Annotated in this window: 12 protein-coding genes; 8 read left to right on the top strand and 4 right to left on the bottom strand. The window is 32.0% G+C overall.

What is annotated here, in order from left to right:
• Positions 1-334: 334 nt before the first annotated feature.
• Both F1Z66_RS10330 and F1Z66_RS10325 read right to left on the bottom strand, forming a co-directional pair.
• Positions 335-682, bottom strand: coding sequence for a hypothetical protein (locus F1Z66_RS10330; RefSeq protein WP_149863541.1), 348 nt, complete (start codon positions 680-682; stop codon positions 335-337).
• Complete coding sequence (locus F1Z66_RS10325) at positions 657-1,031, bottom strand: hypothetical protein (RefSeq protein WP_149863540.1); 375 nt, start codon at positions 1,029-1,031, stop codon at positions 657-659. The genes F1Z66_RS10330 and F1Z66_RS10325 overlap by 26 nt, the downstream gene beginning before the upstream one ends.
• A 498-nt stretch (positions 1,032-1,529) precedes the next feature.
• Between F1Z66_RS10325 and F1Z66_RS16275 the strand changes: the two genes are divergently transcribed.
• Positions 1,530-1,652 carry a hypothetical protein gene (locus F1Z66_RS16275; protein WP_255437916.1) on the top strand — a complete coding sequence of 41 codons (123 nt, stop codon included), beginning with the start codon at positions 1,530-1,532 and terminating at the stop codon, positions 1,650-1,652.
• Between the two features lie 183 nt (positions 1,653-1,835).
• On the opposite strand, the gene F1Z66_RS10320 is transcribed toward F1Z66_RS16275, so the two are convergent.
• Positions 1,836-3,215, bottom strand: coding sequence for a phytoene desaturase family protein (locus F1Z66_RS10320; RefSeq protein ID WP_159357440.1), 1,380 nt, complete (start codon positions 3,213-3,215; stop codon positions 1,836-1,838).
• 99 nt (positions 3,216-3,314) lie between these two features.
• Between F1Z66_RS10320 and F1Z66_RS16270 the strand changes: the two genes are divergently transcribed.
• The 3 genes from F1Z66_RS16270 (at position 3,315) to F1Z66_RS15875 (ending at position 5,743) form a co-directional block, all read left to right on the top strand.
• Complete coding sequence (locus F1Z66_RS16270) at positions 3,315-3,911, top strand: TetR/AcrR family transcriptional regulator (RefSeq protein ID WP_275052609.1); 597 nt, start codon at positions 3,315-3,317, stop codon at positions 3,909-3,911.
• A gap of 365 nt (positions 3,912-4,276) precedes the next feature.
• Positions 4,277-5,068, top strand: coding sequence for an alpha/beta fold hydrolase (locus tag F1Z66_RS10310; RefSeq protein ID WP_149863538.1), 792 nt, complete (start codon positions 4,277-4,279; stop codon positions 5,066-5,068).
• Positions 5,069-5,578: 510 nt separating this feature from the next.
• Positions 5,579-5,743 (top strand): hypothetical protein, encoded by a 165-nt coding sequence (locus F1Z66_RS15875; protein ID WP_195907527.1) that lies wholly within the window; start codon positions 5,579-5,581, stop codon positions 5,741-5,743.
• 844 nt (positions 5,744-6,587) lie between these two features.
• Here F1Z66_RS15875 and F1Z66_RS10305 read toward each other — a convergent pair.
• On the bottom strand, positions 6,588-6,983 hold the full coding sequence (locus F1Z66_RS10305) for a hypothetical protein (RefSeq protein ID WP_149863537.1): 396 nt from the start codon (positions 6,981-6,983) through the stop codon (positions 6,588-6,590).
• Between the two features lie 400 nt (positions 6,984-7,383).
• Between F1Z66_RS10305 and F1Z66_RS10300 the strand changes: the two genes are divergently transcribed.
• The 4 genes from F1Z66_RS10300 to F1Z66_RS10285 all read left to right on the top strand — a co-directional run bounded on the left by F1Z66_RS10300 (position 7,384) and on the right by F1Z66_RS10285 (position 12,717).
• On the top strand, positions 7,384-7,647 hold the full coding sequence (locus F1Z66_RS10300) for a hypothetical protein (protein ID WP_149863536.1): 264 nt from the start codon (positions 7,384-7,386) through the stop codon (positions 7,645-7,647).
• Positions 7,648-8,053: 406 nt separating this feature from the next.
• Positions 8,054-8,368 carry a putative quinol monooxygenase gene (locus tag F1Z66_RS10295; protein ID WP_149863535.1) on the top strand — a complete coding sequence of 105 codons (315 nt, stop codon included), beginning with the start codon at positions 8,054-8,056 and terminating at the stop codon, positions 8,366-8,368.
• A 2,202-nt stretch (positions 8,369-10,570) separates the two neighbouring features.
• Positions 10,571-11,023 carry a hypothetical protein gene (locus tag F1Z66_RS10290; RefSeq protein ID WP_149863534.1) on the top strand — a complete coding sequence of 151 codons (453 nt, stop codon included), beginning with the start codon at positions 10,571-10,573 and terminating at the stop codon, positions 11,021-11,023.
• 1,043 nt (positions 11,024-12,066) lie between these two features.
• Positions 12,067-12,717: a hypothetical protein gene (locus F1Z66_RS10285; RefSeq protein ID WP_149863533.1), complete on the top strand. Its 651-nt coding sequence runs from the start codon at positions 12,067-12,069 to the stop codon at positions 12,715-12,717.
• Positions 12,718-12,886 lie beyond the last annotated feature (169 nt).

The following is a 12,886-nucleotide window of genomic DNA, read 5'->3' as shown; positions in this document are numbered from 1 at the left end:
TAAATCGTGTCTTCGGAACCAATACTAAATGATACTATATATGTTAATAGTATTATGATTAGTGGAACCTAAACAATTTTGTTTCTGCTAGTGAAATTTGAGCGGATAAAAAACCAAATCCACTTGCTTTTCATACTTTGTCAAATGAAACCATATCCTCCTTGGATTGGATCGGTAGAAAATGAATCTGTTTCTGATTTATTCTGTAAGATGGGATATAGTAAGTCAAACAAAAAGGAAAAGAAGGGGTTGTTGAAAATTAAATTTAGAATCAGGTCTTTCGAAGATTACTTAAATGTAGTTGGTTGTTTCTTCGTTGGCTCATTTCTAAGTTCTATTTGAGACGGTCAATCGTACTATTGTAACTTGATGTGTTTGTAATGCTGTCTAAATCAACTACGCCAACTGGTTGAATGATATCTGCAGATACTTCATATACTGCAATGAATGGTTCTCCATCAGGAATCCTAAGCCACACTGAATCACCCACAAATGGAATAGAAGCTGAGAAATATGGTACATGAGTTCCATAGGTTGGCACAATTACTGAAGCAACACTAATTTCGCCAGGCGTTCCTCTTTCATCTTTGTCTTTGTGATATCCTGCATAAAGATTACCAAGTTCCTTTGTGTCTATATTAAAAAAGGTGTCATTATCAATAAAGTCTGTGGCTAATTCCAACCTCTACTGGTTTTGATGCGCTAAATGTCAAAATCCCTGTATATACAGACCCATCGGGATTATTTGGTAAGATTGCTGCTCCATGAGGATTATCTCCAGGTTTTAATGTGGCGCGATCAAAGTCCTCTGAAGAAACTATTCCTCTTAGCACAAGTTTCTCTCCAGACTTTGATGTATTTACTATATCTTCTGTGGTAATAGTAGAAGCGGTGAAGTTCGTATTGCTAGATTGTGCACTTACAGTAGATGAAAGAATAGGGGTTGAATTAAATGCGGATAGCAGGAGTGGGATTGCAATGATTATTACGGTGATTATATATGATTTATCCTCAGTGCTTAATCTTGTCAAGTAAAAAAGGCTTTTGTTAATTATGAAGAGAAGCACGGTAATTAAAAATTGGCTACGATAATGAGTTGTTTTGTTTTCTTATAGAATACTATTATCTTTAACGAGTAATCATTTCTTCCTAGAATTTGTACAGTTTTGGTAAGTTCAAAACATACCTTTGCTGTTGTGAGGTTCGATAAATCATATATGTGCCCTATTCATTCTTGATCCAATTACTCTGGCGCTCAACCTGCGTAATATCTTTTATAACAATGATGTTTACTAATTTATAAAATATGAAAGGGTGTGATATTTAGAATTAGAACAGAAAAACTAGAAAACTTTGATATAAAATAACATTAAATTAAACGGAAAAAAATGATGAATTTATTGCTGACCTGCTGCATTGTTGCCATCATTCAGGTTAAATGACGGTGCAAGGTTGTTACATGATGCTAGTGTATTGTTATTTGAAAAACATTCTGCACTCTCGTCTGTAAGGCTTTCTTGAGTAATGTCTTGAAGAGAGTTTTTGATTTCTTTTTTGTTGCAAATACTGCATTATTAACACCAGAAATGGCTATTATTGATCCAACTAATGCTGCAACAATGAACATGATTCCAAATATGCCGACTTTTTGATTCTTAGTAGGTTACTCATTTTTATTATAATTCATAATCAACATGATACTTATCATAGTTTAGACACTACAAACTGTGATTTTAATATACATTAATTTGGTATTTTTTAGCATTTTGATAATTCTATAACAAAGTTGGGGGAAACTAATGCTCCAATTGCCTGTATGACTATTGTTATTACTGTTACTGTATAGTATGCATTTCAATTGCCTTTCTGTTGTTCAAAATACTCAATGCAACAGCTTTGGCACTTGCAAAGCTTGCATCCGCTAACATTCCATCTGGTCCAACCCAATCTCCTATAATGTATAGATTGTTTACCCCTGGTACTTCTGTATCAGGTCTGTTTTCCATCGTTTCATTATTATTGTAATTAATAACAGTATTGGAAGCTATCATGCTGGGTAAAAAACGTTGCCTTATGATCATTTTTCTCCAACCTGGCTGAATTGTATCCAGCAAACTTTCCAACTGCAATTTATCCTCTAACGGATTTGGCCCAATAGATGAATCAAGATATTTCATAGCATGAAATAACACTCCATTTCCATCAGTCGATAATTTGGCAAACGCAGAATGCAACGATATATACAAAGGCGTATCCATCCCATAAACACCATAGACATCAGGATTGGGAAGACTGCTCAATGCCAAATCTAGTGTTGCCACTCTCGCCGGCCTGTTAATATTTTCAAGTTGTTTAAGAAATTCGCTATTAACTTTTTTGTTGTCCTTTAGTAGACTATAAACATGAAAAGGATTAGTGGCAATAATTACATTATGGTATGATAAAGTAGTATTGTCCGATAAACTAATCTTCCATATCTGTTGAGGGTTTTTTTTGTCATGGGCATAATCCTGCTGGAGTGTTACCACACCTTTGCCATGCACATACTTTACTCCATTTCTTTTTCCGATTTCTACAAGTTGATCTATTAGCGTCTGCCATCCTTCGTCTAAATACACCACACTTCCGGTCACGGCTGTTTTTACTTGATACAATGCCAACCTTGCACTCAAATTTTCTGCATTGTAAGTATATGTGGCAATTCTGCCTAACATTTTTACAAAATCTTTAGAATCAGGATTTTTAAAATTTAAATCCAACCATTCTTGAAAACTTAACGAGTATAACTGGTCAAGTTTCATTTTGTTTAATTTGATAAAAAAGTGTAAGACCTCAACCTTACTACCCCATCCATTTAATAACTTTGTTGTTAGAATCTCGTTTAGTTTTGTAGGCAATTTGTAAAGTTTTCCCTTTTTTGTTATGTAGTATTTGGTAGAATCAACCTTCTTACCAGTATATTTTATATTTAATTCGTCCAAAACCTTTGGACCTATTCCGTTGGCATACAGTGCATGAGGCCCTTGATTAAAATAGAATTTATCTTTTATCGTTGTTCTAGCTCTTCCACCAGCTTTACTGGATTTCTCTATAACTGTAACATTTTTCCCATCTCGAGCCAAGTAGACCGCAGCGGTTAGACCAGCCAGGCCACCACCTATTATAGCTATCTCCTTTGTATTTTCTCTATATATTTTGGTTGGTATATTGGACATTTGGTTAGTCATCCAACTTATTAGGAACCAAGTAATTATTTAATGTTTGGTTGGTTATCCAACCTAAAGCATATAAAACATGTAAATTATATGGGTATAGTGAGTGAAACCAAAGAACAAAAGATAAATGAAATTTTAAATAACGCAATGCAGGTTCTCGCCAAGAATGGATATGAAAATACCACTATTGCATCCATAGCAGCCGCAGCTGGGGTCAGTCGGGGTATAATACACTATTATTTTTCAAATAAAGAGGATTTGGTAAGCAAAGTATTGGCTTATAGCTCGGAAAAAATTATTCAATCTACTATAAAAGACATTCGTGGAAATACTGAAGAAGAAATTGCTGATAATATTATCAATGACTGTATACACAGCTTTAGGGAATACCCTGAATTTTATGGATTTTTGTTTGAGATGTGGTGTGCTTCAAGGAGAAGCGACAAAATAAAAAATGAATTAATTATTTGCAGTGATAAAGTAGCTCATTCAATAAAGAAAGTACTTGATGAAGCTGTCCAAAACGAATTATTAAAAATTGATGATGAAAATACTGAGGAAATGGCCAAGGTCCTTTTGGCGCTATTTAATGGAATTGCTTTTGAAAAATTAATGCACTCCTCCAAGGATTTAGACAGTAGAAAGTATTGGATACAGGTAAGAAATATTATATCTTTATTTCTAAAACCTTTGTAAGTATCTATTGATTATATATTTTAGTGATATTAGGGACATATCATGTTTCATCAATTAAAATGGTGACTAAGCGTTACTGGTAATCTGTCAATCTATTTGCGATTAACTTTGTCTAATAAACTAGTCGTAATTTTACCAAAAGTTGCACCTTAATAGATCTTTATCAAATGTGGAATATTTTAACGACTAATTTAATTCATTCCATGTGTGTTTCAAATGGACGTTGTAGTAATTTTTGTTATTAGATATCAAAATGATTGTCCTAATTTCGGGAATTTGCACTGTTATTTTACTATAAACTAAACTTCCTGTGTAATCTGCTTTTGTAGTGGTTATTTAAGGTATTACATACCATTAATGTTACTTTGCAAAATAAATATGCCTCGAATAATATTGCTCTAATGCTTTGCTTCTTAGTTTCGCTAGTAGGGCTATATGCTTGTTCTACTATTCATCAGTTTTATGTTCGAGCCACTACTATCGTTAATGGTAATGTCAATGAAACTTTGCCTGTAGTTTTAATTCATGGTTATTTGTCTGATGCTAATGTGTGGAAAAAATGGGAAGATCTGCTAAAAAAAGATCATATTCCTGTCTTTTCAATTTCTTTTAACCAATCTGATGATAAGTGCGGTTCTGCTGCTGAACATGCGGAGGAACTGTCAAGTCTAATTTCAAATGTGAAAGATCAAACTAATCAGAACAAGGTGAATATTGTTGGTCACAGTAAAGGTGGATTAGACGCTAGAGTGTATCTGGCCAACAATACACAAGATGTAGAAAATTTAATTATGATAGGAACGCCTAACGCTGGTTCTCTCTTGGCAGAAAATAATGACATCTGTGCACCTGCAGTATATGATTTGAAACCTGGTGCTGCTGATACTAAAGTGAAAGAAAATCCTAATGTCAAATACTATACTATAGCGGGTGATTGGAATCCCGCCAGAGGAAATTGTGATTTATCCCTTTTTTCTCCTATGCAACTAGAAGGGTACAATAAACTTTCAAAACCTAATGATGGTATGGTTTCACTATCCAGCGTAGAATCATTAAAGTATTCTTCTAGCCTTGGACATAGTCAAAGTTGTCACTCAAATTTACTAGGCGAATTTGAGTATAATCTTGCTAAAGATGTGCTTGAAGGGCACAATTAATGCAAAATGTGTAAACCACATCACAATTAGTCTTCTATCTATCCTAATAGATTTATTTTGAATTCTATTACGATATTGAAAAAATATATCCTTTACTACTAGTCTGAATAAAATCTATTTAGGGGGTAGAGGGAAAAGTTGATCATATGTAATCTTCGTTGTAATTCTCCTGTCGCTCAGACTGAATTATCCTAATTGAATTTAAACTAGTGAGTATTCTTGTCATTGTTGGCAACATTAGTAAGGTAATAGTTTTTAAAAAGATCCATTTGATTTAATATTTGATTAAATTTGAATTTAGGATTTTAGATCATAAAATTTATGCCACTAGGGTCATTCTCCATTTTAAATAATTATTTATGATTTATTTTCTAATTGACAAAATGATTTTATATTTATTTTACATAAAACGTGTATCATACTGATAAAAATTACAACTAATATGTCAGAAGCATGTTCTTATTGTTCAAAAAAGTAAAATATTAAAGATTGTTATACAATAGATATTCCATGAGCATTAAAGAAATAACTGACGAACTAAATGATCACTTTGTGCTCTATGGTAAAAATGCTGCAGAAGTTGATTATGACGGGATTGGCGTCTGTCCTTTTTGTAATTCTCGAATAGATGAATTTAATTTTTGTGCCTGCGGCGGAAATCAAGGCGTTGATTAGATAATCTCACATACCGCAGAGATAGTCTCAAGCATAAAGAATAGAATAAGTTAAAAATAGATATAGTATAGATATATTCATTTTTCTGTTAAAAAATTTTCAACTGATGAAATAATTTAATATCTTTAATTTCGTGATACAAGATGTCAGAATCAACTCTAATTTCCTTAATTCCTATAGGTTGTTACTACGATCTTGTGTAGTATATTAGTACCAGATTTTGATTTCTCCGACGACTTCTGTTAAATGGGAAGACTATGTGGATTGGTAGGATTGGTATGGTGTAGTACAAGCCGATAAAAAATTCATTAAAAATCTTTCTCTCAAAATACCAATTTAGTGCTGTCTTTGCCCTGGTTAATATCTATCGGTAATCTGGTTTAAATTACGTTGCTTGTATGTAGTTAACTCGATTCTAACAGATCCAAAATCGTATCACTTTAGCAACTTGACCGTACGCATCAAGGTCAAATTACACTGAAAGGCAACCCAATTAATCTTTACTATAATTAACTATCAACACATATCTGTTAAAATATACTATAAAGAATTTAATTAGGATAAAAATAGAATCAAAAAACCATTGGATGATATCTTCCACCACAGCGGTATTTTACACTATCTATAAAATTATTCATAATCATCAAAGTGTGTCTTTTTTTAGGGCTTTGATCATAAATATATAATAGTTCCAACATGAAGATTGCTTAAATTATCTCCAAAAAAATAAAAAATCTCTGTTTATCCATAGTATTTCAGCTTTCTTCTGTCCTTGTATGTGCCTTTGAGAAAACTATTAGTTCGAATAGACTTCAGATGTAAATTAATGGGCCTGTAACGTTTGTTATTTCATTCTTGTATTCAAACTCTTGTTATACTTCAATAAAATTATTGCAGTAATTATTACATATGATATTTGAAATATCTCTATTACAACTGCCAATTCCATTACACCGGGTGGTGTTGCCTGTGGATTCTTCGCTGATTCAACAACGACATAACCAGTTAGTCCTACTAAAACAGTGGTACCTGCAAATCCAATAATATTCCAAACCTTGCCCCATTTTCTTACCATCGGCAAAATCCAGAAGATCTGCGCCAAACCTGATACCAAAAAAAGCGTTACATATTGTATACCCGTATTGATCGAACTGGGAACAAACATAAGGTGTAAGATCCCAGCTATACCTGTACTTATTGATGCTCCAATATAAAGAAGAATTTCTTTGGTGATTGCCATTTACGATCAGTGTTTTTGTTCGTAATCTTTGATATATAATAAATTTGAACTAATTCAGATTACAAGTGTACTATAATAATTTAATAAATCGCATCTTTGTGTAACAAATTTGATATCATGACCTGCAGACAAATAAGATTATAGTTTCGTTATTTTATCTTGGAATAATATCTAATGTAAGAATTGGTATCATTGCCCATTCTACTTACCAACTCATCATTAGATAATACGCCATTTACAATAATTCAAGAACTGCATCAACTTTTTTAGATTGATATTTGTCTTTTTATTTTCTTATATTTTATTTTAATGGTGCAATAATATAAAATTGTAGATGGAGTTTGTAATAAATTAATATGGGTATTGTGTATTTATAAAAGTAGTAGGATTTTTTAGAAAAATGAATTCTAATAATGAAAAACGCACTAATTTTGCCAAATCCGTTGAGTATGACGACAAGGAGGATGTATATTATGTAAAATCTGTTACTACAGGAGAACGTTATAAAATTAATAGATTGAAAGATAATAACCATTGGTTTTGCACATGCAAAGGCTATTTGTATTCCGTTAGTAATCCCAAGAAATGCAAACATACTCAGAGAATTAGATCTATTGACCAATTGTACAAAAAATATGCTGATAAGATTTCGAAGCTCAAATAGAAAATTGATAGTATATCTGGTTTTTTGCAATTCTGTCTAATTGCAAAAATATCTTTCAGTTTTTGACATGATCTACTCAGCATTAATTAATTTATTATGATGTGTTATAGTTCATTTGTATTTTAACGGGCCTTATTATTACAGTCAATTATATTCATCTTTAACATATATACATCTACCTTGTTTTGAAATTCCTTCATTTATCGATTGAAGTATTTTTTGGTATTTGATTCTTATTTTCAAGTTAATTCGATTTGTTTTTTTTTACTTTTATTTTGCATGGTATTATCGTGCAAATGGAGGTTATTTATGATACCTGAAAAGATCATAAAATTTGATCTTTAGAGATTCCTAGATAATCAATTACAGTAAATCTTATTATTGTCAAAATTGGATATAATATGAAATGCAGAATAAATCCGATAATTATCCAGTAAGAGTATTGGCAATTCTCGAGGCAAAAGAAGAAACAAGACTGCAGCTTAAGGATGTACTTGTTTCACTTGTTATTCCTGCGAGAAAGGAAGAAGGTAACATTTCCTATGATTTACATTATTCAATTGAAAATCCTAACGAATTCTTAATTGATGAAGTGTGGTCTAATCAGACAGCCTTTGACAAACATTATCAGAGTCCGAAATCACACAAAGACCGGGATACTGTAAGCAGTCTATTGACAAAGCCCCTACTAATCAAAACATATGTCAATATAAATGATTAAAAATAACATATAATTTTTATGAATGGTCATTTGACTCATAAATTGTATCTAGATATACTATGATTAAAATTACTGATAAATATTTATTCCAAAATACTGTTTCATATTCATTCACATTAATCATACCTTTATCGCAAGATTTTGTAACTCTAAGAGAGACCTGGTTTTCATAAAAATTTTGATTATCTATATCTACCTAGAGTAAAGGCGAGTAAGTACAGTTCCCCTAATCAAGTAAAAATGGAATTATCATGTTTATCATTTCTTGTATTGAAAAATCGACATAAGTGAAACTGCGCAATATCCTTATACCAGTCTGTTTACTCGGGTTGAATCCTGTATGCTTTTATACCCTTTTATTGATCCAGTATGCCCAGTCACTTTCCCACCGAAATTAGTTAATACAGTCCAACTTAGTCCTATATAATCTTGCAGAACCTCATTATCAGATTATTGGCTGAGTGGATATCTTATCGAATGAGTAACCTGTATATAGTCGCTAATTTTCAGATTTAATGATCTGATATTTACTGATAGATATTTTAACAAATCATTAGCCGAAGAATACATTGCATCATTTGACTGAATAGATTCCGACATGAATTCTAAGTTAACCTCCTTTCCGGCTATTTGGACCATTAGCATATTTGGAATTGATGCTCTGGGGAACCAGGGCTTCTATTGCATTTATACGCATATCCGTGCTACTTATACCAAGAACATTAAGAATCCTGTCCGTTACTAGGTGATCAAATAAGATGTCTTATCTGATGGATAAAATATGACTCAGGACCAATCCGTATATCGGAGTAGCTTGTTTTTTACCTTGTTTAGAATCTAGAGTCGTATTTGAAAAAATCGTATACTTGTGAATGATGTAACTGTGATTTCTGATTCATTATATTGGAAAGTCCGACATACCGAAAATATGATTACCATTTTTAATTTGTAACGCAGTGTCCTTTTTTCCTTCTGTATTTTTTTTCTGTATCTAAAGGAAAAATACCTTTGATCACTTTGATTCGGATGTATTAGTTTTCATGTTTGTGTAAAGGTTTGTGACTCTTTTCCGGATGAAAAGGTGATCTCAATTATGCAGTGTTTATTGCAAGTTTTATTGCCAGATACAAGAATTATGTAAAATATTTCATTTAGGTTAACTGCTTATTTATTGTAAAGCTCGGAAAAGTAGGTTCATATCCTTTTTTCCTTCTTTCACTTTTATCATCACCGTGAGATTTTATAAATAAATTAATGGATGGAAGTCTAAATCTTAAAATACTGCAGTAATATCTATGCATTATGACTCTATTATTAATTCCCAATTAATAATAGATATAAAACCATATGAAACAACGTATTACTCAAAACCTGGTTATTCTAATTATCAACTTCAAAATGTATATGGAATTGAAGATCATATTGATTTTCGATTCTACTGACGAAAAAAATCATTCAGGCTAATAAATTCTCCAATTGAGATTTAGAACACATTCAGGAAAATATTATTGACGTGCTTTAAAACAATATATGATTATCGTTGGAAAATAAATTCGATCCATAAGATGATTCTAAAGCCTAAATAACAATAGCTTGTTTAAATACCACAACGATATTGTCAATTAATCACAATAAATCAAAGCATTTTGGAGAGATCTAAACTAAACAAAAAAGTAGCATTCTGTCAATGATCTATGGATTAAGATCCTGAAAAGCAAATTGATAACAAATGATTTCGTCGTATGAGCAATTAGTCCTTGATATATCAATTGTTTCAAAAAGTATCGCACGAAGTTCAAAGATATGTATTGTTGATGATATCGGAGTATGATTCTTGAAGTCGGATAAGATAGACTGTTCACAAGTTATACTGCTACATAATCTCATCAAATGATTAGAACATGTGGCGATTGCTACATACATCATGGTGATATAAGTGCGGTATAAGGAAGGCAATCGTGGTGCTGATTTTAAATGGTGAGGGGAGGTATACCAAAGGAAATGGGCTTTGAAACACAATTTAAGGTTTATTGAAACTTTACAAATGAAGAAATCCCGACTTTTTTCTACGATTGTAATAAAACTAGTAACGGAAAACTCTATACCTTTGATTGAAGTATCTCATCGACCCTTTTCGAGCAAATTCATGATTTATTCTATAAGATCAAATATCAAATTCTTTATTATTCAAAAATTCATCTAGTGACAAAGAATAGGATTATTATCAGGATCGGCGTAATAATATCTTTAAATATTACAGGATTAGAAGTCATAGTATTTATGAATTCCAAGTTTTTTCTGAAATTTGGCATAGGATTCTGTTTATTGACATTCGTGTTCTTAACGTCAAACTATTCCGATATTTCTTTTGCTCAGCTTAGTGGAATACTTGGTGGTCATGTAATTAGTATTGAGAACTATCAATTTCAAAATGCACAAGGATGCAGTGCAAGCATACAACTTGCAGATACTCCTCCAAGTACAGTAGTATTTCTAAGTTCAGATAATGAAGTGTGTAATAACCTTTTGACTGCATTTCAAAACAATAACGTTGTAGTATCTGAAGTATCATTCCTCTTAAGTCCGCCACCATCTCAAAACGGTAACTGGAATGTGCCAGTATTTGTTGCATTTTCGGCCACGTTGGATGGATGACTTACTAACTAATCTACTAATGTTTGTTATGTGAAAAGGGATAAGTTAAAGATAAGCTTTATGACCTAAAATGAATATGAGTAAATAATTCTGATAACGTTTGTAGGATTGATTATAAATTATCTAATATGCCATCAACAAACCATTACTGCTCATTTGGAATCCTATGCTCGAAAAATTTGAATTATTCTAATTGTCATAGGGCCAATATTACGATCTATACTCGATTATTTTCGGACCAATGCAACGATGATCTCAACCCAAGAAATTTTTTTTGATAGATATGGGTATGTCTTCTTGGATCATTCAATCAGTAAATAGGCTATACTATGATGATTAGGCATTGGACATTGATCATAAAAAAAAGAGATAATATTTTTATTTGTTTTTTTCAAAATCTCTAAAATTTATCTCTTTTATTTAATAGTTCAAATGATTTTCCCTAGTGTTGTGCTAATCCTGATAACTTCAAATCTATTATTTAATGACTGTGATCTAACTAATGCAAGTATAATTGGGAAATGGTTTGGAATTGGCGATGGAATCCATGAGTTTAATTCTAATTGGTGTTGTGAATACAAGATACAGTGACAGTATTTGGAAATAAATTTTTGATTTCACAATACCAAGATTAGGAGAATAGAATACACTGGAAGGGATCGCATGAAACAAACTTTCAATATTTTATCTCAAGTTTGCCTTCCTATTCGTCCCCGGATTCAAAGGCAGATTATCTAAGTCCTGCAAAAGAAATATCTGCCGCCCTAGTCAGTATACTTAGAGGAAACAAGACCTGCATTTCCTCTGATATACTTTTTACAAGTAGTTAGTGGAGCAGAAGCATCACTTAGAAGAACGAGATTAGATTTAGTCTTAAGGCCTTTATCAGTTGCCCATATGAAAGAATAGTATGGTCATTTTGGAACTAATGTAGAACCTGTTCGACATGACATAAACAATCAATTCTTGTATCCATACATAAATTACTTTAATTCAAAATAATAATACCGAGGCAAACCTGGAAGAAAGGTGGTAAAGTAAATATGGAAAAAATTAATCGATTGGTATATCCGAATTACACATCCATTTTTATATATCTTAAATATTACATTTTGATGATGAAAAAACAAGAAGCAGGTTTACCATTTATTGTAATGATGGTAACAATAGTTTATGTACTTTCATTAGGAAATATAGGTTATTCTCAACAACAAAACCAGAATAGTATTTTGGATATTATTGATGTGAAAAATGCTAATATGACTCTTGGTAACCCTTTTTATACTGAAAAATTTGACTTTCCAAAAAGTCAAGATCTAGGATCTGAAAATATAAGTACTATCACCAGTTCTGAGTATTCTTTTAGGGGCAATGGAACCTTGAATAACTTGCAGATAGCTGCCTCTGGAAGTGGTAGTGAAATACCGAGGGATGATGGTACCAATTTCCTTACAGGTAGAGCACTTTTTACTTCTCAAAATGGTAATGCAAGTTATACTTTTGAGGCAATAACTAATACCACTGAAGAAGGTATTCGAACAAGTCTAGGGGCTGCATTTTTTAATGCTAACGCTACAGGCAACCTAGCCTCTCTTAAAAGTATTGTGGGAGTATATGAATCATATATAGATCCAACCGCGGGAAAGGGGGTTTTTGCAATGTGGCATATTAAGGATCTATTGCCTAAAAAATAATCTCACTTTTTTGTGACTGATTTGGAGAATTAGGCTAATATATTTGACCAGTCCATCCCTTTATCATTTATTCATTCCTATTAACTATAACCCTCAACTTCTATAACCCTGGGATAATTGTTATATGTGTATAGAAAAAACGTTATTACTATGTTATAGGGGCATATGG

The organism is Candidatus Nitrosocosmicus agrestis, from assembly GCF_008389435.1.
Lineage (GTDB): Archaea > Thermoproteota > Nitrososphaeria > Nitrososphaerales > Nitrososphaeraceae > Nitrosocosmicus > Nitrosocosmicus agrestis.
Note: the sequence above shows the minus strand (reverse complement) of the source record. Positions and strands in the feature narration are given on the sequence as shown.